Annotated in this window: 9 protein-coding genes; all 9 read right to left on the bottom strand. The window is 71.4% G+C overall.

The window, feature by feature from the left end; genetic code table 11:
* Positions 1-167 precede the first annotated feature (167 nt).
* The 9 genes from ACIBK5_RS34445 to ACIBK5_RS34405 all read right to left on the bottom strand — a co-directional run bounded on the left by ACIBK5_RS34445 (position 168) and on the right by ACIBK5_RS34405 (position 23899).
* The gene (locus ACIBK5_RS34445; protein ID WP_399025839.1) at positions 168-7523 is read right to left on the bottom strand and encodes a MupA/Atu3671 family FMN-dependent luciferase-like monooxygenase; all 7356 of its coding nucleotides are present in this window, start codon (positions 7521-7523) and stop codon (positions 168-170) included.
* Positions 7520-10798: a type I polyketide synthase gene (locus ACIBK5_RS34440; protein WP_399025837.1), complete on the bottom strand. Its 3279-nt coding sequence runs from the start codon at positions 10796-10798 to the stop codon at positions 7520-7522. The genes ACIBK5_RS34445 and ACIBK5_RS34440 overlap by 4 nt, the downstream gene beginning before the upstream one ends.
* Positions 10798-12060, bottom strand: a complete 1263-nt coding sequence (locus ACIBK5_RS34435) for an MFS transporter (RefSeq protein WP_399025835.1) — start codon at positions 12058-12060, stop codon at positions 10798-10800. The genes ACIBK5_RS34440 and ACIBK5_RS34435 overlap by 1 nt, the downstream gene beginning before the upstream one ends.
* Before the next feature lie 289 nt (positions 12061-12349).
* Positions 12350-14521 (bottom strand): glycoside hydrolase family 127 protein, encoded by a 2172-nt coding sequence (locus ACIBK5_RS34430; protein WP_399025833.1) that lies wholly within the window; start codon positions 14519-14521, stop codon positions 12350-12352.
* Between the two features lie 22 nt (positions 14522-14543).
* Complete coding sequence (locus ACIBK5_RS34425; RefSeq protein WP_399025831.1) at positions 14544-18761, bottom strand: Ig-like domain-containing protein; 4218 nt, start codon at positions 18759-18761, stop codon at positions 14544-14546.
* Positions 18716-20650, bottom strand: coding sequence for a glycoside hydrolase family 127 protein (locus ACIBK5_RS34420; protein ID WP_399025829.1), 1935 nt, complete (start codon positions 20648-20650; stop codon positions 18716-18718). Before ACIBK5_RS34420 ends, ACIBK5_RS34425 begins: the two co-directional genes overlap by 46 nt.
* Positions 20651-20716: 66 nt before the next feature.
* On the bottom strand, positions 20717-21538 hold the full coding sequence (locus tag ACIBK5_RS34415) for a carbohydrate ABC transporter permease (protein ID WP_184599061.1): 822 nt from the start codon (positions 21536-21538) through the stop codon (positions 20717-20719).
* A 31-nt stretch (positions 21539-21569) separates the two neighbouring features.
* Positions 21570-22523 carry a carbohydrate ABC transporter permease gene (locus ACIBK5_RS34410; protein ID WP_399025827.1) on the bottom strand — a complete coding sequence of 318 codons (954 nt, stop codon included), beginning with the start codon at positions 22521-22523 and terminating at the stop codon, positions 21570-21572.
* Positions 22524-22579: 56 nt separating this feature from the next.
* The gene (locus tag ACIBK5_RS34405; RefSeq protein ID WP_399025825.1) at positions 22580-23899 is read right to left on the bottom strand and encodes an ABC transporter substrate-binding protein; all 1320 of its coding nucleotides are present in this window, start codon (positions 23897-23899) and stop codon (positions 22580-22582) included.
* Positions 23900-23963 lie beyond the last annotated feature (64 nt).

Genomic DNA, 23963 nt, shown 5'->3' with positions numbered 1-23963 from the left:
GCTCTTTCTCCGTTCGACAGGGGGCCGATGCGGGAAGTTTTGAGAGCGCTCTCAGAGCGTGGCGTGTTGGTACGGACCTGTCAATGAGTCGGGACGTACGGTCTGGCGCCCGTGGTGGAGCGGTTGTCCGTGCCGCCGTCCCCCAGGGGCGGCGGCACGGACCGGGGTCACTCCCCCAGCGCGTTGCCCGTCTCGTCGCGCAGGAGGGCGACGTAGTCACGGGTCCAGCCCTCGATCGTGCCGCGGTCCCAGAGGTCGGCCGAGTACTCGACGAAGCCCTGGAGCCGGTCCCCGGCCGGGACGAGGCCGAAGGTGAGTTCCGTGCGGGACGCGGCGGGCGCGAGGTCCTCGACGGCCGTGGTCAGTCCGGGCAGTTCGATCTCGGCGTCCAGGGAGCTCTGGTAGGCGAAGCCGACGTCCAGCCGGTCCGGCACGGCCACGCCCGTGCGCTCCTGCAACGCGGGGGCGATCAGGCGTACCGGCATGGCCCGGTCCATGCACTCCACCGCCGTGCGGGCGATTCGGTCCGTCAGGCCGGTGAAGGAACCGGTGGCTCCGTCCCGCACGGGCAGCGCGAACCCGGTGATCGTGCAGGCCAGCAGGGATTCGAAGGCGCGGCGTTCCCGGTTGGCGTAGGAGATGTTGAACACGACGTCGGTCTGCCCCGACTTCCGTGCGAGCAGCCGGCCGAGGGCCGCAGCCGTGACCACGAAGGGCGTCGTGCCCCGCTGCCGCGCCAACCGCTCCACGGCGGTCCGTACCTCGGCCGGCACGGTGAACATCACGGCGCCGCCCCGGCCGCTCGCCTTCTCGGGCCGGGGCCGGTCCAGGGGCAGGCCGACGCTGAACGGCACTCCGTCGAGTTCGCGCAGCCAGAACCGCAGCTTGCGTTCGTCGGCGGCCTCGTCCGCCTGGCCCTGCTGCCAGTGGGCGTACTCCACGGGCTGGCACTCCACGCGCGGAAGGGCGTGGGGTTCGCCCCGCACGGCTGCGCCGTAGAGCGCTGCCAGTTCCTTCAGCAGCAGGCTGACGGACCAGCCGTCACAGGCGGAGTGGTGCAGGACGAGGAGCAGGACCCAGGTGCTCTCGCCGGTGCGCAGAAGGCGCACGGCCATCGGCGTGTCGTGGACGGGGTCGATCGGTGTCTCGGTGGCCTCCGTGGCAGCCGCGTCCAGGGCTGTCCGCCGCTCCCCGGCGGGCCGTGCGGTGAGGTCCTCGACCGGCAGTTCCACGACGCCGGGCCGGAGCACCTGCTGCTCCCAGCCGTCCCCGCTGGGGGCCAGTCGGGTCCGCAGTCCCTCGTGCCGCTCGACGAGGCCGGTCAGGGCGGTGCGCAGGGCCGTCACGTCCAGGTCTCCGGAAAGGGTGATCCGCAGGGCGACGTTGAAGACCTGGGGCAGGAGGTGTTCGGCGTGCACCTTGGCGAAACGGGACTGCTGAGCGGTGGCGGGTGCGCGGCGTTCCACCGAGCCGGGCTCTTCGTCGGACTCGGCTCCCTGGCCCGACGGCGTCTCCCCCGCTGCCAGGGTCAGTCGGGCCGTCATGGCCCGCAGCGTCGGCTCCTGGTAGAAGCCCAGCATCGGGTAGTCGGTGCCGAACTCCTCCCGGACCTGGTTGACCAGCCGCATCGCCGTGATGGAGTGGCCGCCCAGGTCGAAGAACGAGGCGTCGGCCGTGATGGCGTCCGCGTCGATGCCGAACTCGTCCGCCCACAGCCGCCGTACGCGCCGTTCGACGTCCGTACGGTGACCGGGCTGAGGGGCATCGCCGACGGTGGTGCCCGGCCTGGGGACCGGGGCCGTGGTGACGAGGTCGGGCGCCGGCAGCGCGGACCGGTCCAGCTTGCCGTTGCCCGTCAGGGGAAGGACCGGCAGGACCCGCCAGGCACGCGGCACCAGGTACTCCGGCAGCCGGGCCGCCAGTTCCTCGGCCACGAGGTCGGCGAACGCCTGCCGGTCGTCGGCCGCCGTGCCGACCGGGTCGGCGGGGACGGCGTAGGCCGCGAGATACGCCTCGCCGCGGTCGTTGCGGCGGGCCAGCACGGCCGCCTCGCGCACTCCGTCCAGGGCGTTGAGCACACGGGAGACCTCTTCCGGCTCGGCCCGGAAGCCCCGGATCTTCACCTGGTCGTCGGCCCGGCCGCAGAACTCCAGCGTCCCGTCGCCCCTCCAGCGGACCAGGTCGCCGGTGCGGTACCGGCGGGCATCCGGGCCTCCGTGGGGGTCCGGCAGGAAGCGCTCCTCCGTGAGTTCGGCGCGGTGCAGATAGCCGAGGGCAACGCCGGGGCCGCCGACGTACAACTCCCCCGCCGTGCCGACGGGCACCGGGGTGCCGGACGCGTCGAGCACGTTCAGCGTCACGTTGTCGACCGGGCGCCCGAGCGCGATCGCGGCGTCGGGGTCCTCTCCCTGTGCGGGCACGGTGTGCGTGGTGCACAGCACGGTGACCTCGGTGGGCCCGTACACGTTCACCGTCTCGTACGGCGCCTCGGGCCGCGGCCGGGTACGCAGCACATCGCCGCCGAGCAGCAGGTGACGCAGGGGCGGCTGGTCGGCCGGGGGCAGGCGGAGCACTTGTTCGCCGAGGGCGGTGGGCAGGATCGAGAAGGTGATGCCCTGCTCGGCGTACCACCGGGCCAGGGACAGCGGATCCCTGCGCAGTTCCTCGTCGGCGATGACGACCGACGCTCCCGCGGTCAGCGCCGGCCAGATCTCCAGGAGCGAGGCGTCGAAGCTCTGGCTGCACACGACGGCACTGCGGTCGGCCGGGGTGAAGGCGAAGCGCCGGTGCTGCCACTCGCAGAGGTCGACGACGCCACGGTGGGCCACCACGACGCCCTTGGGCGTGCCGGTGCTGCCCGAGGTGTAGAGGACGCAGCACGAGGACCCGTCGTGGGGGGTCGGCGCATCGTCATGCGGGCCCGGTGCGGTGGCGTCCGGGGGTACGACGGTCACATGCCCGGGCAGTGTCAGGGCCGCCGCCGCATCGCGCGTGGACACCAGCGTCACGGCCCCGCACTCGGCGATGACCTGCTCGGCGCGCGCCCGGCCGAGGGAGGGGTCGAGCGGGACGTAGGCACGGCCCGTCTTCAGCACGGCGAGCATGGCGACGACGAGGTCGGCGGAGCGCGGCAGCCACAGAGCCACCGTCCCCGGCTCGTCGGCGCCCGTCGCATGCCGCGCTCGCAGGGCGGAGGCCAACTGCTCGGCGCGGTCGTCCAGTTGACGGTAGGTCAGTCGGGAGTCTCCGCTGATCACCGCCGTGCTGTCCGGCCGGGCGGCCGCCTGCCGGGCGAAGAGGGCGTGGACGATGGTGTCCGCCGACGGTCGGGAAGGGCCGTCCTGCCAGGACCGCGGTACGGGGTCGCCCTCGGCCGCCGTGTCGACGGCGGTGGCGGCGAGCCGTGACAGGGGTGCCTCGGGGGTGTCGACCGCGGCCGTGAGCAGGTCCCGGAAGGTGGCGAAGAACCGGTCGACGGTGTGCTGGTCGAACAGGTCGGTGTTGTACTCCAGATGGCAGCGGATGCCGTGCGGCTGGTCGGTGAAGTAGACGGTGAGGTCGGTGAGGGACTTGTCCGGGCCGGCGTCCAGCGGGGTGGCCTCGACGCCGGGCAGATCGAAGCGGAACGGCTCGGCGCGCTGGAACTCCGCGAAGGCCTGGAACACCGGGGTCCGGTCGACCGCCCTGGCCGGGGCGAGCTCGCGCACCACCGTCTCGAAGGGCACGCGCGCGTGGTCGTACGCGTCGAGGGCGACCGTGCGCACGCGCTCCAGCAGCGTGGAGAACGCGGGGTCTCCGGACAGGTCGAGGCGCAGCGCGAGGGTGTTCACGAAGAACCCGAGCAGGTGCTCGGCCCGCTCGGGACGGTCCGAGATCGGGGTGCCGACGACGATGTCCGTCTGTCCGGTGATCCGATGCAGCATCGTCGCGTATCCGGCGAGCAGGGTCATGAACAGGGTGCTGCGGCGGGTACGGCTCAACTCGCGCAGGCGGCGGGAGAGTTCCGGATCGAGGGTGTGGAAGACCGCCCGGCCGTTGGAGGTCATCGTCGCGGGGCGCGGCCGGTCGGTGGGCAGGGCAAGGACGGGCAGCTGGCCGCCGAGGACGCGGCGCCAGTGGGCCAGGTCCTCCTCGGTCTCGGGGCTGTTCGCGGCCGCCGCCAGTTCCCGGGCGTGCTCGGCGTAGCTCCAGGTGAGGGCCGGCAGGTCAGGGGTCGTGGAGTCGCGTTCGGCACGGTAGAGGGCGGACAGGTCGCGGGCGAGAACGGTGGCGGAGGCCGCGTCGACCACGATGTGGTGCAGGGACAGCACGAGGACGTGCTCCGCCTCGGCGAGCCTGACCAGCCGGGTGACGAACAGCGGGCCGTCCGCCAGGTCGAAGCGGCGTGCGCTCTCGGCCGCGAGGACATCCTGGAGCGCGCCGTCCACGATCTCGAAGTCGGGCTCGGCGGACGCCCGCACGAACTGTTGGGGCTCCCCTCCGGCTTCGCGGAATACGGTTCGCAGCCCCTCGTGACGGGCGACGAGTCCGCGCAGTGCCGCGTGCAGAGCGGGTACGTCGAGTGGGCCGTCCAGGCGGACGGCCTTGACCTCGTTGTAGGCGGTACGTCCGGGCAGGAGCCGCTCCAGGAACCAGATCCGTTCCTGGCCGGGTGACAACGGCGCGCCGCGGGGAGCGGAGGGAGCCGGTTCCCGGTAGCGGCGGCGCAGGGCGTCCAGGTGCGGCAGACCCCCGCGCAGCGCGTCCTGAGCGACGCCGAAGTCGACGAGGGCGACGATCTCGTCGGCGCCGGCCGCGGTCACCGCGTCCACCACCGGCCGCACGCTGTCCGCCGTGCCGATCAGGGCGCGCTGGTCGCAGTAGCGGCCGTAGGCGCGGCGGAACACCGCATCCAGGTCGTCCTCGCTCAGCTCGGCCAGGTCGATGCTGTGCCCGAGGCTGTTGGTGACGCCGCTGAACACGGACAGGGACGCGCGCATATAGCGGGACAGCGGTTCGTACGCCTCGGTCCGCGCGGTGTCGTGGTCCTCGGCGAGGTAGGTGTGCAGCAGAACGGCCACGCGCCCGGCGTCCGGGTCAAGGCCGTGCGAGGCCCGGGTACGCCGGTAGAGGGCGATGTTGTCCCGGAGCTGTTCGACGGTCTGGGTCATCAGGTTGGTGACGATGCCCAGGTCGTGGCGGGCGGCGAGCTCGTACGAGGCGGGGTTGCCGACCACCGCGGTGTACATGGGCGGGGTGTCCTGCACCGGCCGGGGGAAGAGCCGTACCTCGGCCTCGCCGTCCCCGCTGGTCCGGCGCAGGGCGTCGCCGCGCCAGAACTTCCGTACCTCCTCCAGCTGTTCGTACATCAGCTCCCGGTGCCGGCCGAAACGGTCGGGGAAGAAGACGAAGTCGTTGGCGCTCCAGCCGCTGGCGACCCCGATGCCGACGCGCCCTCCGGAGAGGTTGTCGACCATCGACCACTCCTCGGCGACCCGGATGGGGTCGTGGAGGGGCAGGACGACCGAGCCCGCGTTGAGCCGGACGTGCTCGGTCTCGCGGGACAGCGCGGCGGCGAGCACGGCCGGGTTGGGGAAGAGGCCGCCGAAGGAGTGAAAGTGCCGTTCGGGCATCCACAGCGAGTGAAAGCCGTGCCGGTCGGCGAACCGGGCGACATCCATGAGGAGTTCGTACTGGCCCTGGCGGGGCGCCGAGGTGTCCTGCGGGTAGTCGCCGAAGAAGTAGACGCTGAAGTCGGGCGCGCGCGGGACGACTTCCTCCGCGGGTTCCGTGCGGGGCGCGGTGACCGCTGCGGCGTTCCAGGCCATGGAGGCCACAGGGGCCTCCGGGGCAGCTGTCGGCGCGGGAGTGGCCGGTGCCGGCTTCGGAGGTGCCGGTTTCGGAGGTGCTGTCTTCGGCGGTGCTGTGTTCGGCTGGGCTGTGTTCGGCTGGGCTGTGTTCGGCTGGGCTGTGTTCGGCTGGGCTGTGTTCGGCAGTGCCGTCTTCGGCGCCACGGGCCGCGAGCCCGGAAAGAATCCCGCCGACCGCAGTTCCCGCAGCGAGTCCCGTACGGCGTCGGCGATGAACTCGATGTCGCCGTCCGAATGGGCGGTGGACAGGAAGAAGTTGCGCCACTCCCACACGTGCACGCCGCGCAGCATCAGATGGTGGTAGAGCAGCTCCATGTCGGCGCGGTGCTCGAAGCGGAACTGGGAGCCGAAGTGGCTCATCCGCAGCGGGTACTCCTCGGCCTCGAAGAAGCCGTTCAGCGTCGCGGCCAGTTCGGCGGTCCGCGCGTTGAGGCGCTCCTGGAGGTGCGGGCTGTGCTCCTTGAGGTGGGTCAGTACGGCGCGGGCGGCGACCATCGACACCGGGTGCTGGATGTACGTACCGCCGAAGAAGGTGGTGTCGGCGGGCGGGTAGCTGTCGTCACCGTAGGACCAGTAGCCGCCGTCGACGCCGTCCATGATGTCGGCGCGGCCCGCGATGGCGCCGATGGGGAAGCCGCCGCCGAGGAGCTTGCCGTAGGTGGCGAGGTCCGGGGTCACGCCGTACAGCTCCTGCGCGCCACGCGGGGCCGGGCGGAAGCCGGTCAGCATCTCGTCGAAGAGCAGCACGATGCCGTGGCGGCGGGTCAGCTCCCGCAGCTTGCGCACGAACTCGACCGGCTGGAGCTCGGGGTGCCTGCTCTGCACCGGCTCCACGACGACCGCGGCGATGTCGCCGGCGTTCCGGGCGATCGTCTCCAGGGCCGCGTCGCTGCCGTAGTCGAGCACCAGGAGATCGGAGACGGCGGCCTGCGGGATGCCCCGGGAGACGGGCACGGTGATCTGGTCGGTGCCGCTGTGCGAGGACCGGCCCAGGACGTTGTCGGCGTGTCCGTGGTAGGCGCCCAGGAACGAGACGATCTTGTCGCGGCCTGTGGCGGCGCGGGCGAGGCGGATGGCCGCCGAGTTCGCCTCCGTACCGGAGTTGGCGAAGGCCACCCGCTCCAGTCCGGTGAGGCCGGCGAGGAGTTCCGCCGCCTCGCCGGTCTCGATGGTGCGGGGGCCGAGCTGGATGCCCCGGGACAGGTGCTCGCGCACGGCCTCGGTGACGAAGTCGGGCTCGTGGCCGAAGAGCAGGACGCCGAAGCCCATGGTGATGTCGACGTACTCGTTGCCGTCGACGTCCTCGAGCCGTGCCCCGCTCGCCCGGCGGCCGGCGATGGGGTACAGCATCTCCTTCGTGCCGCTGCGGAAGCCGACGACCGCACGGCTGTCGGCCAGGACACGGCGGTAGCGCTGGGCGATCCGCTTCGAGGTCGGCGTTCTGGCGGTGTAGCGGCGGACGAGGTCGGTCAGGTGCTTCTGCTGGGTCTGCGGCGAGACGTCCTGGACCATGCCGGAGGATTTCGCGACCGTCACACGGGGCCCGTGCGTTCGCGGAGGCTGCGAGGCCGGAGCAGGGGTCCCGCCCATCTGCTCGGCGATGCGCCGCGACAGTTCGGTCATGGCGGCCAGGTCCTGGTCCAGCGCCGCGGAGATGCCGTTCAGCCCGGTCACTTGGCCACCTTGCCGTTGAGCCGGTCCGTCACCGAGGCGGTCTGGAGGGCGAGCAGCTGGGAGAGCTGGGACATCATCTGCAGCTGTATCTGGGACATCTGCTGGATCTTGTGGGCGAGGTCCTCCAGTTCCTCACGGGTCGCGTACTCGGGAGCGGAGGCCGTGCCGGCGGGGGCGGGCTCCGGAGCCGGTGCCGGTGCCGGTGGGGCGGGCTCCGGGGCGGGTGCCGGTGCTACGGGCCGCACCGGCTCGGCCCTCGGCGCCGGGGATCCGGTCGGCGCTGTCCCGGTGGGTTCCGGCATGTGGGCGACGATGAACTCCGCCAGCCGACGCGGTGTGCCCGTCTCCTCGAGCAGCTGTCTCATCGTCACCTTGACGTGATGCGCCTGCTCCAGTTCCCGCAGCACACTGATCATCTGCAGCGAGTCGGCGCCGAGGTCGAAGAAGTTGGCGTCGCCGACGATCGCCGACGGATCTGCTCCGAGGTGCCGGGCGGTCGCCTCGACGATGCTCTGGAGTACTCGTGCGACCGCTGCCTCTTGCTGCACCACTTCGGTTCCCTTTCTCGCTGATGTTCTCTTGCTCAGGGGCGTCGACCGGTGCCCCATCCAGTGGTTCCTGTGCTGGAATCGGTATCCGGGCAGTGGGACGCGTCTGCCACCGCTGCCCGCCAGGAGCGCGTCCCAGCCGATGTCCGCTCCGGCGCAGTGCAGTCCCGCCGCCGCACCCCACAGGGCGCCGAGTCCGGAGCCGCGCCGCAGGGACGGCAGCGCCGGTACGTCGGGCAGAGCCCGGCGGGCCAGACCGCTGAGGGTGGTGTGCGGCCCTATCTCGAGCAGGACGCCGGGCGACTCGGCGCCGATCCCGCGCAACGCCTCGTCGTAGCGGACGGGTTCGCGGGTGTGCCGTACCAAGTAGTCCGTGCCGGGGATCCAGCCGGGTGGCTTGGCCGTACCGTCCAGGGCGCTGACGAAGGGGATGCGCACCGGCCGGAAGTCCACGTCGTCGAGGACCTTCTCGAACTCGGCCAGCATCGGTTCCATCGAGGCGGTGTGGAAGGCGCGGGTCACCGGCAGCCGCTGTCCCGGTGTGCCGCGTTCGTCCAGCAGCGCGCAGGCCCGGTCGACGGCGGGGACGGGCCCGGCGAGCACCTGGAGGCGCTCTCCGTTGGTCACGGCCGGCTCCAGCCCGGGGACCTCGGCGGCCAGGGCGAGGGCGGCGGCCCGGTCGATCGGCGCGGCGACCATCGCGCCCGGCGCGCAGCGCTGCCGCATCAGCCGGCCCCGTTCGCTGGTGAGGCGCAGCCCGTCCTCCAGGGTCAGGGCTCCGGCCGCGTACAGCGCGGCGTACTCCCCGACGCTGTGCCCGGTCACGGCGTGCGGTTGGACGCCGGCGTCGCGCCACAGCCGGACGAGGGCGCACTGCAGGGCGAACAGCGCGGGCTGCGCGGTGTCCGTCTCCCCGAGCGGCCCCTCCCCCGGTACGTCCGCCGGGTCCGCCGAGCGCAGTGCGTCGAGCAGGGAGTCGCCGGTGAGGTCGCGGTAGTGCCGCTCGCAGGTGTCGAGCACCTGGCGTACGGCGAGGAAACGCGCGTAGAGCGCGTCGGCCATTCCGGGGTACTGGCTGCCCTGCCCGGTGAACTGGAACGCCACACGTGGGGTGTCTTCCCCGGATGCCGTCCCCGTGGTGACCGTAGCCGGGGCGGTTCCGGTCAGCCAGGAGTCGAGGGCCTCTGCGAGGGCTGCCGGGCTGGAGCCTCGGACCGCGAGGCGGTGGCGGCCGTGGACCCGGCCCAGGGCGGCGGTGGTGACTAGGTCCGCCGGGTGCGGTGCGGGCGGCTGACGTAACCGGTCCCGGAAGGCGCGGGCGTTGTCCGCGAGGGCCTCCCGGCTGCTCCCCGAGACCAGCAGCACATCCGGATGAGCGGCGTCGCCAATCCTGGGCGCCGGCTCGGGGGCCTGTTCCAGGATCAGATGGACGTTGGTGCCGCCCACGCCGAGTGAGGTGAGGCCCGCGCGGCGGGGTACGTCGCTCTTCGGCCAGGGTTGTGCGGTCCGGGGGATGTAGAAGGGGCTGTGGTCGAGGTCGATGAGCGGGTTGGGTTCGCTGAAGTTCGCCATCGGCGGGATGACACCGTGGCGCAGGACCAACAGGGCCTTGACCAGGCCGGCCAGTCCGGAGGCGGCGTCGAGATGGCCGATGTTGGCCTTGGTCGAGCCCAGGGCGCAGTAGCCGTCCCGGTCGGTGTCCTCGCGGTAGGCGCCGGCCGCGCCGTCGAACTCGATGGGGTCGCCCTTGAGCGTGCCGGTGCCGTGGGTCTCCAGGTAGCCGATGGTGTCGGCGCCGACGCCGGCGCGTCGCAGGGCCTGGCGGATGGCCGCGCGCTGGCCCTTGGCGCTGGGGGCGGTGAAGGCCTTCTTGTCCGCGCCGTCGTTTCCGATGCCCCAGCCGCGGACGACGCCGTGAACGGTGTCGCCGTCGGCGACCGCCCGGGCCAGCCGCTTCAGGACCACGGCCAGGACGCCCGTGCCTCCCACGGTGCCGTCGGCGCCGGCGTCGAAGGCCCGCAGGCGGCCGGATCGGGACAGGATCGAGCCCTTGACGTAGCGGTAGCCCAGGACCTGCGGCACGTGGACGGCGGTGGCGCCGACGAGGGCGATGTCGCAGTCCCCCATGAGCAGCGACTGCGCGGCCGACTGCAGGCCGACCAGCGAACTGGAGCAGCCCGTCTGGACGTTGACGGCGGGTCCGGTCAGGCCCAGCCGGTAGGCCACCCGGGTGGCGGTGAAGTCGGCGTAGTTGCCGACCGTGACCTGCATGCCCGAGGTCCAGTCGGGCACCGGCCCGCTGGGCAGGACGTTGTTGAGCAGGTAGTTCTGCATCGTGTACAGGTGGTAGCCGGTGCTGGCCCAGACGCCGACGCGAGAGCCGTCCCGTTCGTCCGGGTAGCCGGCGTTCTCCAGGGCGTGCTGGGCGCATTCCAGGAACATGCGGTGCTGCGGGTCGGTGAGCTGGGCCTCTCGGGGGCTCATCGCGAAGTGCTGGGCGTCGAAGCCGGCGATGTCGTCGAGGAGCCCGGAGGCGCCGACGAAGTCCTCCGCCTCGTACTCCTCGGCGGGCACACCGGCGGCGGCGAGTTCCTCGTCGGTGAAGCGGGTGACGCAGTCCGTGCCGTCCCGGATGATCCGCCAGAAGTCCTCGGGTGTGTCGGCGCCGGGCAGCCGGAAGGCCATGCCGATGACGGCCATCCGCGGGTCGGGCTCGCTGGTGCTCATCAGCCGCGTCCCTCCGTCACCGTCGGCTGGTCACGGCCGGCCGGTTCCTCCGCGGGCGGATCGGGTGCTCTCCTGCCCCGGCGCAGCAGCCAGCCGAGCAGGATCAGGCACAGGACGATCGCGAGGCCGTGGAAGGCGCCCACCACCTGAAGCGGCGAGAAGGCCTCCAGGAGCGCGCCGCTGACGAGCATGCCGAGCCCGAACCCGAAGTTCTCCACCGAGGCGGTGAGTCCGAAGAGGCGACCGCGCTGCTCGTCGGGGGCGGTCTGCAGCCTCGACACGTAGACGATCTCGGTGAACCCGTCGGCGGCTCCGGCGACGAGCGCGGCGATGACGGCGGGCACGGTCGGCAGCCCGCTGAAGACCACGATGAATCCGGCCGACATCACACAGGCGCCGAGCGCGAACGCCCGCTCCCCCGGGGTCTGTCCGGACTTCTTGGTGACCCGGCCGATGACCTGCTGGGCGACGATGTTGCCGATGGCCCAGGTGGCCCAGAACTGGCTGATGAACGTGGCCGGATGGTCGGGGTCCAGGCCGCTGGAGTAGATGGGGAGGGCGACGTTGTGGGACGAGGAGCCCAGCCCGTCGACCGCCCTGATGGCGACCATCGCCATGAGTACGGGTGCGGTGCCGAGCAGCATCCGGGCCGTCCAGCGCGCGGCGCCGGACTCCTTCTCCGAGGCGGTGCCCGCGGGGGCGGTGGCGGACCTGGTGCGGACGGGCAGCAGGAAGAGCATGGTCGCGGAGACCAGGAAGGTCGCGGCGTCCAGCGCGAACGCCGCGGAGTAGCCGAGTTGCGCCACGACCACGCCCGACGACGCGAATCCGGCGATCATGGCGAGCGAACGTCCGGTCACCAGCAGCCCGTTGGCCCGGACGCTGTGCTCCGCGCCGACGATCTCGGGGATGCTGCTGCGCAGGGCCACCTGGGAGAGCGTCGAGCAGCCGCCCGTGACCACGGCCAGGACGTACAGCAGTCCGGGGCGTATCCCGTCAGGGGCGAGCAGCAGCGACAGCAGGGCCACGGCCTGGCACAGGTCGGCGCCGACCATCAGGCGCTTGCGGTCGTAGGCCGAGACGAGCCGGCCGCTGACCCAGCCCGACACGACACTGGTCGCCAGGCGTACGGCCATGAACAGGCCGGCGGCCAGCGCGCTCCCGGTGGCGTCGTAGACGAAGACGTTCAGCGCCACCATGTTCAGGTAACTGCCGTACGCCGAGATGCCGTTGCCCAGAACGAGCAGACGGAAGTACCTCATGCACCTTCCTCAGGTCTGCATCAAGGGTGTGAATGGTGTGAGACCGGGATCGCCTGGCCCGCCCGCTCAGTGGCGGTGCGGGATCCAGGCGGACGGAAGGGGCCGGCGAGATCGCCCGTCGTATGGCGTGTTCATGCCCTGCTGCCGGCCCAGCACAGAAACCATTCCCCCCAAAACGCCACCGGATGGCGGCCATTGAGTCGACACCCAAGCAGACCCGGACAGGCGTGTTCAAGACTCGGAAGTGGTCCAGACGACTTCCGGTCCGAGTTTGGCGATTTCGGAGCGTTCAGCGCCTCAGGTCCGCGTTGTTCGCGGCCGTGACGACGCGGTCGCGTTCGGTGCGGGTGAACAGGTTCTCGGACAGCCAGCGGTCCGCGAGGGTGCGTACGGCGCGTACGAAGGGGGCGGAGGTCGGGAAGGGGGCCTGCTGCCAGAGGACGTCGAGGAAGGTCTGGCCGTCGGTGCGGGCGCGGTTGGGGACGCCCGAGTCGGCCGCTCCGAACACGATGACGGGTTCGGAGCGCTTGAAGTAGGCGTGGTAGGGGGCGTCGTTGCCCAGGTGGAAGGGGGCGAGGGTGAGGTTGTGCGTGGTGAAGTGCAGCGGGCGGGAGGCGGGTCTGATCGCGTCGGCCAGGTCGCCGCGGAGCGTGAAGTCCCGGTAGAAGGAGAAAGTGCGGAACTGCTGCTCCGGGCTCTGGGCTGTCAGGAGGAGCGGGCCGTAGAAGAGCGCTTGGACGGTCCGGTCGTCCAGGGCTCGTTCGAGGTGCAGCCGGTAGGGCGTCGAGATGCGGACGCGGTCGCCTCGGCGCCAGTCTCTGTCCAGGGTGAGGTAGGTGCCGGGTGTGGCTTTCGCCCGGTGGGGGGCTCCGTTGACCGTGACCGTGACACCTGTCGTGGCCCAGGACGGGATGCGGAGCTTGACGGCAAGTCGGCCGCCGCCCTCGCGGAAGGTCAGGGTGCGTACGCCCTCGACCGGGTAGTCGCTCGTCTGCTCGATGACGAGGCCGCGCTCCGGCCAGCGCAGGGTGGAGGCGAGGTACAGGTTGACGTACAGGGTGTTGCCGTCGGCGGAGCGGAAGTAGACGGAGTCCTGGTACTTGGTGTGGTTCTCCATGCCGGTGCCGCCGCAGCAGGTGCCGGTGTTGCCGTAGCCGCGTCGTACGCCCGGGCCCATGCCGACGAAGTAGGTGACCTCGGGGCTGTCGGCGCTGGGGGCGTCCCTGCGGGAGGCGAGGATGTGGTTGGTCAGGCCCCGCTCGTAGTAGTCCATGTAGGCGGGGTCCGGCTCGTGGAAGAAGAGCTGCCTGCTCAGCTTGAGCATGTTGTACGTGGCGCAGGTCTCGGCGTTCTTGTCGTCGAGGGTCGCCGCGATGGCGCCGCGGGCGCGGAACATCTCGCCCTGGCCGGTGCCGCCCAGGGCGTAGGTGCGGGAACTCTGGACCATCCCCCAGAAGTTGCGGGCCGCGGCGGCGTAGGTCTCCTCGCCCGTGTGGTCGAACAGGCGGAGGTAACCGGTGAACTGCGGGATGTGCTGGTTGGCGTGCTTGCCTTCCAGGACGTCACGGTTCTCCGCGCAGGCGTCGAGCAGCGTGGTGTTGTCGAAGCAGCGGGCGGCGGCGAGGTGTTCCGGCCGGCCGGTGAGGGCGTAGAGGTCGGTCATGACCTCGTTCATGCCGCCGTACTCGCCCGCGATGTAGATCGACCACATGCGTTCCAGCTGTGCCTTCGGCAGCCGGCCCAGGCGGCTGTGCACCCAGTCGCCCATCTTCGCGGCGATGGTCAGCGCCTGTCCGTTTCCGGCCAGGGTGTGGGCGTCCAGGAGGCCGCGCATGATCTTGTGGCAGGTGTAGTACGGCGCCCAGATGGTGGGGTACGTGGTGTAGCTCTCCAGGAGGATGAACTGTGTCTCCGGGTAGGCCGCCAGGTAGCCGGGGTGGCTGGGTTTCGGGTCGCCGCGCTCGGCGAGGGCCTGCTGGCACTCGCCGAGGGCCGTGATCAGGTAGTCGAGCTTGGACTTGAGGGCGGCCTCGCGGGTGTCGGCATACGCCTGCGCGATGAGGGTGAGGAAGTGGCCGCCGTAGTGGCCGCGCAGGTTGCCGTCGGCGGTTTCCCAGCCGCCCGGCGGCCGTGCGCCGCGCGTGTCGAGGCCGGCGTTCGCGCGGAAGACGGCCAGGATGCGGTCGGCCGGGTAGGCGCGGGCGTAGTCGAGCATCAGGTCGCGCTTGGCCCGGAAGACACCGGCGCCGAGGGTGACCTGGTCCAGGCCGAAAGGCCGAACCGCCCAGGTCGGCTGGGCAGGCAGCGCTCGCGCGGCGGCCTCGGCGACCCCGGCGGCCTGGGCGGTGGAGCCGGCGGGGGCGGCTTGGGCCGGCGCGCCGGAGGCGATGAGCGGGGTCGCTGTGGCCGCGGCGCCGGCGGTCAGGCTCAGCACGCGGCGTCGGGAGGGTGGCTGGAACATGGCGCACTCCGATCGTCGTCGGTCATCGGCGGGCAGGAGAGGTCCCACCCGGGTCGCGCGGAGGTGTCACGGTGATCGTGGCCGTGGCGCGGTGGGAGGTGCCCGGCACGGTTCCCCTGACCTCGAAGGTTCCGGGCCCGGCGTACTGGTCCGGATCCACCGGGTCCCAGGTGACCTGTGTCCGGCTGTCCCTGGAGCCGTCGTTGTAGGTGGCGACCACCGTGGCGGGGAGCGTGGGGGCCCTGCCGGGGCGGGTGGTGAAGTGTTCCTCGGCGATGCTGGTGATCTCGACCGCCTCGGTGTGCCGTACCCACACGGTGGCGGTGACCGGCTGGGCGGTGCGGTCGGCGAGGCCGGTGATCGTGACGCTGGTGCCGCCTTCGGCGACCTGGTCCTCGGTCAGGGCCGGCCAGGCCACGGGTGAGCGGGCCGTGGAGCCGTCGGGGTAGACGAGCGTGACCTGCTCGGGCAGGTCGGGGACGGTGCCGCGGAGGGTGGGGATATGGGTCTCGCGCACCGACTCCGGTGCCTCGGCGTAGACCTTCCATTCCTGTACGCCGAGGGCCAGATTCGGGTGGCCGGTGAGCTTCGCCCGCAGCGCGGTGGTGGTGACCGGGGTGAACGTCGTCCGGTTGTAGCGGTTCTCGGCGGTGCCGTAGCCGCTGGGGGCGGGGACCTCGCGCCAGGTGTCGCCGTCGCGGTACTCGATGACCCAGGAGGCCGGCACTCCCACCCCGTCGGCCGCGCCCGGCTGGGCGTCGCGGAAGAAGTACAGGTCGGAGCCGTCCACACGGACCGGGTCGTCCCAGCTGCACTGGATCCACTGGGTGTCCTTCTGCGGCCAGCTGCCCCAGCGCGGGGCGTCGGACGACGAGGCCGGTTCGCGGCCGTCGTTGATCGCGGCCACCGACTCCCAGCCGGAGGTGTAGGACGCGGTCGGCGTCGCGGACGGTGCCAGGTTCACCCGGCCGTCGCCGAGCTCCTCGACCTTCACGACGACTTGTTTCGACGACGTCAACGCGCCGTCGGTGGCGGTGAGTTCGAGTGTGTAGGTGCCTGCCTTGGTGAAGCGGGCGACCGTGGTGGGGGCTCGGGGGTCGTCGAAGATGACGGTGCCGCCGTCCGGGCCCTCGGCCGTCTTCCAGGAGGCGGAGAGTTCCCTCTTCGGCAGTCCGTCGTCCTCGGTGATGCCGGTGAGCCTGACCTGGCCCGGCCGGGTGTACGCCGGGTCCCGCCAGGCCTCGACGTAGGGAGGCCGGTTGCGGGCCGTCGGCGGGCGGGCGTCGGTGTCGAAGGCCTGGATCTCCTTCAGGCCGCTGGTGTGGCCGTCGCGATGGCGCATGAGCACGCGCAGCTTGCCCGTGGTCACCTCCTGGAAGCGCACGCGGTTGAGGTTGGCCCTCGGATACGCCGGTGACTTGGCGGGCCGGGCCACGTCCTGCCACCGGCCGGCCCGGTCCTGGTACTGCACGGTGTAGAGGGCCGGTTCGGTGTAGCCGCCGGGCCGTTTGTCGCTGGAGAAGTGCAGCCGGACGTCGTCGACCGTGCGGGTGCGGCCGAAGTCGATCTCGTACCAGTCCTCGGGGTTGCCCGAGCCGCGGGCGCCCCAGGAGGGCTCGTTGACGGTGAAGCCGTCGACGGCACCGGCGACGCCCCGGCCCTCGGCCTCGTGGGAGGCGCGGGCGGTGGCACCGTCGGCGAGATTGTTCCGGGCCCTGCCCGTGAGGTCCCGGCCGGCCTTGGCGAACAGGTCGGTGACGCGCTCCTTCGGGCCGTAGGTGACGTCCTGCGGCCTGGCGACATCCGTGCGCAGGCCGGTGGTCCTCGCCTTGGCTCCGCCGCCGTCGGGGAAGGTGACCTTGCGGGTCGTGGGGTCGTAGACGAGGTGGGTGAGGCGGTCGGCGGTGAAGGCGAGCTTCCCGTCGAGGTAGAGGGAGTACCCCTCGGGGACCCGCTTGCCGTACGGGCGTTTCCCGTCGCCCGGTTCGTCCCACAGGACGGCCGCGTCCGTGCCCCGGTAGTTGATGTCGGTGACCGCGAAGTGCGGCCAGTCGACGTCGATCGGCCACAGCTCGATCTGCCGGTCGTCGCGCGGCCTGAACCCCATCGCGTCCTCGATGACGGTCCAGTTGGTGGTGCCGAGGATCGTGTGGTGGATCCAGGAGCGGTAGCCGATCTTCTGCGGGTCGGCGCTGCCGTCGGACCAGAACTCGTTCTGGTCGGGGTACCGGTTGTCACCGTCGATGTAGTGGGCCCAGGCGTTCCAGGACAGCAGCTTCTTGTACCAGGTGCGGTCGATGTACTTGCTGGGGTACTTCCGCAGCACCGAGGAGAGGAAGCGGAAGGTGACGGTGGAGTTGATGACCGAGAAGTTGTTGCTCCCGGGGTGGCCCTGCTCCGCCGCCTCCGCCTTGTCGGCCTGGTTGGCCGTGAAGAACGGGAAGACGGGGTACTGCTTCGCGTCCGACCACAGCCGCAGCGCCTCGAGGTACTGCGGGTCCTCCTCGGGTGTGGGCATCAGGCCCACGCTGTACGGGTAGTAGTTGTTGATCTCCTTCCAGGGCACCAGGGTGTCGCTGGCGACGTGCCGGTGCTTGAGCAGCTTGTCCTTCGGGTCCCAGAGGTGGTCCAGGACCGCCTTCTTCACCCGGTTCGCCGTCCCGCGCATCTCGTCGGCCCTCGCCTTCTCGCCGAGCAGGTCGTAGGCGCGGGCGGCCGCTGTCGCGTTGCTGAAGACGTAGGCGGATTCGGCGCGGTCCAGGTTTCCGGGCTTCCAGTCGAAGGAGACCGCGTCGGCGTCGTTGCCGGTCATCGCGCCCCAGTCGTACTCGATCAGCCCGTTGCCGTCCGCGTCGTAGTTCTCGAGCTGGCCGCGGACGTCCTTCTCCGCGTACCGGGCGAGGTTGCGCACGATGCCGTCGGGGCCGCCGTGCACCTGGTAGGAGCGCCAGGCCGCCTCGGAGATGTACTGGGTGTAGCTGTTGGACCAGTTCTCCGGGTCGCCCGGGTTGTCGGTGTACTTGCCGTTCTTCGAGACCTCTCCCGCCGACACCCACGGGCCGTAGGAGTAGCTCGGATCGCGCAGGTACTTGAGGTCGTCGACGAACATGCCGACCGTGAGGGCGATGGCGTTGTTGTAGCCGAGCACGCCCTCCATGGAGGTGGGGAACTGGTAGTCGCTGCCCGGGATGTCGGCGTCGAGGTAGTTGTAGCGCAGCAGCCACCAGCGGTAGTAGAGCGTCTTCTCGATGTTGTCGTCGGGGACGTCGAGGTAGGGCAGGTTCTCGGCCCACCAGCGGTTGTACGTCTGCACATGCCGACGGAAGGCGGTGGCCGGGGACGCGGTGCGCACGGAGTCGTACTCGGTGCGGGAGTCGGTGATCTCCTCGGTGACGAAGCCGAGTTGCACCTTGGTGGTGAGGGTGCGGCCCGCCGGCAGGGTCAGCGAGCGGGTCAGCGACTCGCCCTCGACGGTGAAGCCGTCACCGCTGAGGCGGGGGAAGACGGTCGTGAGGTTGTTCTTCGCGGGCACGGCGCCGGTGAGCTCGCGGCCCTCGGCGGTCGTGGCGTACGGGGACGTGGCGCCCAGCCGGACCTCACGGCTCTCAGGGCCGGAGTTGGTGAGGGCCAGGTTCGTCACGGCGGCGTTCGCTTCGGTGATGAACTTGGTCTGTGTCACCTTCAGGCCGGTGACCTCATGAGTGAACTCGCTGCGCCAGTGGCTGGGGGTCTGGGTGCGGGCGTCGGTGTTCTCCCGCAGGGTGAGGTTCTCGCCGTCGACGTTCAGGGTGATCGTGTACGCGGACCGGTTGTCGATGCTCTCCCAGTAGGCGACCTTGCCGCCGAAGCCCAGCTGGGACGGGGTGTGTTCCTTCATGAACACGGCGCGTCCCCGGGTGAACAGCCAGTCCCCGGCTGGGTCCTCGCCCTTGCGGGCCAGCATGCGGTCCATCCAGAAGTCGGTGCCGTGCCCGGCCTTGCGGTCGGCCTCGTACTGGGCGCGCAGGGTGCGATGGACGGTGAAGCCGGCCGGGAGCGTGGGGACGGGGTGGTCGGATCCGGAGTAGACCGGGTAGCCGATCGCCGAGTTGTCCGCCACGGCCTCGGTGGTGGCGGCGAGCGGGGCCAGCAGGCCCAGGGCCAGCGCCCCGGCCAGGATGCCGCGGCGGTGTCGTCTTCGCTGTGCGAGCACGGCTACCTCTCGGTGGGCGTGGTCGGGGGCGGGGTCGTCGGCAGCCATACGCGCATGGTCGAGGGGCCGCGATTCGCCCAGGAGTGGTAGGGGACGAGAGTGATGGCCTCGGGGCCGGTCGCGGGCGCGGTGGCTTCGTCGACCGGCCGGTACGGCCAGGCGGTGTTGGGCGGTTCGGCGAGCTCACCGGGCGCGAGGACCGTGTCGTCCGGCCCGTCCTCCGGCGCGGCGGACGGGTCCACGCGGAGCTCGTCGACGTCGTGTCCGTCCGGCAGGTCGGTGGATTCGGCGCAGTACACGAGGGGCCCGCGCTGGACGGCCACCGTGCCGCGTGTCGCGTCGATGCGGGGGTCGGACCGGATCCAGCGCGGGACGACGGGCAGTTCGAGGCGTATCTCGTCGCCGGGCAGGAAGACCCGGGTGATCTGCGCCGTGCCGGGGGCGACCCTACGGCGACTCCCGTCCGGGCCGACCAGCCAGGCCGTCTCCCCCGCCGTCCACGCGGGGACGCGCAGGGTCAGGGTCCAGGGGCGGGCCGGGGAGCGGCTGATCCGCACGGCCACGGTCCCGCCGGACGGGTAGCCGGTACGGACCCGCAGCGCCACACCCTGCCCCTCGCCCAGGGACGTGGCGAGTTCCGCGTCGGCGTACTGGTGCAGTTGCAGGCCGTCGTCGGTCGCCGTGGCCAGATACGCCGGCAGCTGGGCGAGTGTGCGCGCCACATTGGTCGGGCAGCACGACACCGCGAACCAGGGCGCGCGCAGTCCCGAGTCGGCACGCGGGCTGACGCGGTCCGCCGGGGGCACGGTGCCCCGGTGACGGCGGTGCAGGGTGTTGGCGTAGAAGAACGACCGGCCGTCCTCGGACGGGGACGCCGCGATCACGTTGAACAGGGTCCGCTCGGCCAGGTCCGCGAAGCGCGGCTCGCCGGTGGCAAGCAGCAGCCGCCAGGCGAGCATCACGGAGGCGACCCCGGCGCAGGTCTCCGAGTAGGCGCGGTCCGGGGGCAGCACGAAGTCGTCGCCGAAGGCCTCGTCGCGGTGGTGCGAGCCCATCCCACCCGTCAGATAGGTCCGCCGGGCGACCGTCGCCTCCCACTGCCGCACGACGGCGGCGAGCAGTTCGTCGTCCCCGGTCTCCACCGCCACGTCGACGGCGCCGGCCGCGAGGTAGAGGGCGCGCACGGCGTGTCCGCGCAGCGCCGTGGCTTGTCGTACGGGCAGATCGTCCTGGAAGTAGGCCCGGCCGAACTCGATGTCGGCCAGGCGGCCGTGCCCCCGCCGGCCGAGGAACAGCGCGGCCTGGTCGAGGTAGCGCTGTTCCCCCGTCAGCCTGGCGAGTTCCACCAGGGCCGTCTCGATCTCCGGGTGCCCGCAGATGCCCTGGTCGCCGCCCGGCCCGAAGGCGGCACAGAGGTGGTCGGCGGCCCGCCGGGCGATCTTCGTCAGCTCGCCCTCGCCCCGGGCGCGGGCCTGCGCCACACCCGCCTGGATGAGGTGCCCGTGACAGTAGAGTTCGTGGCCCCATTCGAGGTCGCTGTAGCGGGGCTGCTGTCCGGGGTGGCCGAACGCGGTGTTCAGGTAACCGTCCGGGGCTTGGGCGGGGGCGATGACGTCGGTGAGCGCGGCGACGTCCCCGTCGTACGACGCACCCTCCCAGGACATGGCCTCGAGGAGCTTGTAGACCTCGGAGTCGGCGAACTCCCGGCCGCGCCGGTCGGTGTGGACCCGGCCCTCGGCGGCGGCCCGGAAGTTGCCGGTCCAGCCCTCGCGTTCCATCCAGTCGCGGCAGTGGCCGAGCGTCGCGGTCGAGTTGGTGTGGCGGCGCCGGGCCCAGAAGCCGCCGGTGATCCGGACCTCGTCCAGGCCGAGCGGGCGCAGCCGGCCCCGGGTCGGCGCCACCGGCAGCACGAGCGAGCGTGCCGTGTTCTCCTTCACCGGTCCATGCCTTCGTCCACGTCCTTCCGGTTGTCCGTCTTGTCCGTCGAACGGCTCTGCGCCGGCTCAGCCCTTGAGGGCGCCGGACATGAAGCCCCTGATGTAGTGCCGTTGCAGCAGCAGGAAGAGCAGCAGGCAGGGCACGGCCAGGACCACCACGCCCGCCTCGGTGGCGCCGTAGTCGACGGCGCCCATGCTCTGCTGCCGCAGGTTGGCGACGGCCAGCGGCAGCGGTGCCTTCTCGCTGTCGGAGATGAGGATCAGGGGTGCGATGAAGTCGTTCCAGGCGGCGAGGAACGCGAACAGTCCCACGGTGATCAGTCCCGGCCGCACCGCCGGCAGGAGCACACGGCGCAGCGCGCCCGCCGTGCCGCAGCCGTCGACGAGGGCCGACTCCTCCAGTTCGCGGGGCACCGCCTCGAAGGAGATCCGCATCATGAAGGTGGCGAACGGCAGCTGGAACATGGCCAGGACGAGGCTCAGCCCGATCAGCGAGTTCTGCAGCTGGAGCCGGCCCAGCAGGACGTAGAGCGGGATGAGGAGCGTGGCGTAGGGGACCATGAGGATGGCCAGGGTCAGCAGGAACAGCAGGTTCTTGCCGGGGAAGTCGAAGCGGGCGAAGGCGTAGCCGCCCAGCAGGGACACCCCCAGCGTCAGGGCCACGGTCAGTGCCGAGACGACCGTGCTGTTGAGCAGGTACCGCCACAGGCCCGCGTCGTAGTCGAGCAGCGTCCGGTAGTTGCCGAGGCCGTAGCCGGACTGCTGGGCGGTGCCCGGCTGGCCGCTCACCGACGCCCAGGCGTTCCACAGCAGCGGGAAGAGGAAGATGACGGCCAGCGAGCCGGCGACGACGTAGTGGGGCGTCCGGCCCAGGGCGCGGGTGAGCACCGTGGTGTCCCTTCTCATCAGGCGGCGGGTGTCATGACTCGTCGGCGCGGCGCAGGCCCCGGAACTGCAGGGCGTTCAGCAGGAGCAGCGCGGCCAGCACGAGGATCGAGAGGGCCGCCGCGGTACCGAGGTTCAGCCGCTGGAACGCCTCCCGGTAGATCAGCTGGACGACGGTGACCGTGCTGTTGTCCGGTCCGCCCTTGGTGAGGATGAAGAACTGGTCGAAGGCGAGCAGGGAGCCGGTCACGCACAGCAGGAGGCACAGGGCGAGGGAGGGTCGCAGCAGCGGCAGTGTGATGGAGCGGAAGATCTGGGCGCGGCTCGCGCCGTCCATCCGTGCCGCCTCGTACACCTCGTGCGGGATGCGCTGCAGGCCCACGAGCAGGATCAGCATGTAGAAGCCGGCGAACTTCCAGACGATCAGGAACACCGTCGACCACAGGGCCGAGGTCGGTGAGCCGAGGAAGGACACCGGGTCGTCGACGAGGCCGAGGCGTTCGAGGATCCGGCTGAGCGGGCCGGTGGTCGGGCTGTACAGGCCCCAGAACAGCAGGGACGCGGAGGCCAGGCCGAGGGCGCCGGGCAGGAAGTAGACCGTGCGGAAGAAGCCCGCGCCCGGGCGGGACTCCTGCACCAGCAGAGCCAGGAGCAGTGCCAGGGCGAGCAGGACGACCGTGACGATCACGGTGTAGAGGAGGGTGAAGCGGATCGCGGGCCAGAACAGCGTGCTGTCGGTGATGTCGGTGTAGTTCTCGGGCGCGTTGACGCCTCGGTCTCCCGCGAGCAGCGGCCAGTCGCTGAACGACATCTGACCGACCAGCAGCAGGGGAAGCAGGAAGAAGACCGTGACGAACACCGCCGTGGGGGCCGCGTAGGCCAGGCCCTTGGCCTTGCGGGAGCGCCAGCGGGGCGGGGGCGTGCCGCCCCGCGGCTGCGGCGAGGTCAGGTGCGCGGCCGTCGCCCGGTCGGCCACTTTCACCGGCATGGCTCTCCTTAGCCGTAGAACGTCTCAGCCGTGGGACGTCGGGAGGGGCGGTCGGTTCAGTCGGCCAGCGAGGCGGTGACGGCGTCGTTGTCCTTCTCGACCGTCTTCCCGTCGCCGAATACGGCGTGGCGCATCAGCTCCAGCCAGGGCCCGTTGGGGTCGTTGAAGGTCTGGCCGAACTTCATCGCGTACGGGGTGCGGCCCTCCGCGACGAGCTGGTTGATGGTGACCAGGCGCGGGTCGGCCTCGGAGTGCTTGTTGGACGCGAGGTCGGTGCGGGCCACCACGTCCTTGTGTGCGGCGACCACGTCGACCTGGGCCTTGTCGCCCAGGGACCATGCGAGGAAGTTCCAGGCCTGGTCGGCCGACTCGCTGGTGGCGGAGATGCCGATGGCGTCGCCGCCGACGAAGGTGGACTTGCCGCCGTCGGGTCCTGGGATGGGGGCGACGCCGAGGTCGAGGTCCTCGGGCATCAGCCCGAGCGTGGTCGACGGCATGGGCATCACGCCGACCTTGCCCTTGGGGAAGATGCCGGTCCAGGTCGTGCCGGTTTCCTCGCGGGCGCCGGGCGCCACGATGGAGTCCCGCACCCAGCCGCGGTAGGTGTCGTAGACCTTCTTCGAGGCGGCGGAGGCGAGATTCGCCTCGGTGCCCTCCTCGTTCAGGACGTCCTCCCCGGCCGCCCAGACGGACGGCCACCAGGTGAAGACGCCGCAGCCGCCGCAGTTGCCGCCGAAGAAGGTGCCGTCGACACCGCCGCCCAGCGCGTCCACGGCCCGGGCCTGCCGGTCCCACTCACGCAGCGTGGTGGGCGGCTTCTCGGGGTCGAGCTTCGCCTTCCGGTAGAGCTCCTTGTTGTAGAAGAGCACCGACAGGTCGAGGGTGTGCGGGACCACGTACTTCTTGTCCTCGTACGTGCCGGCCTTGATGTGCGACTGGGCCAGGTGCTCGGCGAAGGGCAGGGCGTCGACGCGGTCGGTGAGGTCGGCGAAGAGGCCGCTGGAGGTGTAGTTGGGCACGAACACGACGTCGGAGGCGAACAGGTCGGGCAGGTCGCGCGAGCCCGCCGCCGCGCCGACCTTGGCCTGGTAGTCGTCGGTGGGGACGACGGTCAGCTCGATCTTGTTCTTGTGGCCGGCGTTGTAGGCCTTGACCAGGGCCTCGCTCTGCGGCCGGGTCGCCGCGCGCGTCCACATCGTCAGCTTGGTGCCGTCGTCGACACCGCCCGCGGCGGCCTTGCCCCCTCCCCCGCCGGAACCCTCTTCGTCCGAGCCGCACGCGGTGAGCAGGCTCGCGGTGGCGAGCAGGGCGATGGCGCCTGTGACGAGGCGGCGTATGTGTCCACGCGGTCCGGCCGTGCTCCCCGTGCTCCCCATGGTCGATTCCCCTTGTGTCGCGGCGGGCCGTGCGCGGGCCTGCCGGTCGGGACAATGATGTGGT

The organism is Streptomyces sp. NPDC050546 (assembly GCF_044457425.1).
Taxonomy (GTDB): Bacteria; Actinomycetota; Actinomycetes; order Streptomycetales; family Streptomycetaceae; genus Streptomyces.
The sequence above is the reverse complement of the archived record's forward strand: the minus strand, read 5'-3'. Positions and strand labels throughout refer to the sequence as shown.

What these genes read in the sequence shown, in the direction of transcription:
- ACIBK5_RS34440 (WP_399025837.1), bottom strand. Translation starts at nt 10,798, where the DNA reads ATGAGCACCAGCGAGCCCGACCCGCGGATGGCCGTCATCGGCATGGCC.
- ACIBK5_RS34435 (WP_399025835.1), bottom strand. Translation starts at nt 12,060, where the DNA reads ATGAGGTACTTCCGTCTGCTCGTTCTGGGCAACGGCATCTCGGCGTAC.
- ACIBK5_RS34410 (WP_399025827.1), bottom strand. Translation starts at nt 22,523, where the DNA reads ATGCCGGTGAAAGTGGCCGACCGGGCGACGGCCGCGCACCTGACCTCG.
- ACIBK5_RS34425 (WP_399025831.1), bottom strand. Translation starts at nt 18,761, where the DNA reads ATGGCTGCCGACGACCCCGCCCCCGACCACGCCCACCGAGAGGTAGCC.
- ACIBK5_RS34405 (WP_399025825.1), bottom strand. Translation starts at nt 23,899, where the DNA reads ATGGGGAGCACGGGGAGCACGGCCGGACCGCGTGGACACATACGCCGC.
- ACIBK5_RS34430 (WP_399025833.1), bottom strand. Translation starts at nt 14,521, where the DNA reads ATGTTCCAGCCACCCTCCCGACGCCGCGTGCTGAGCCTGACCGCCGGC.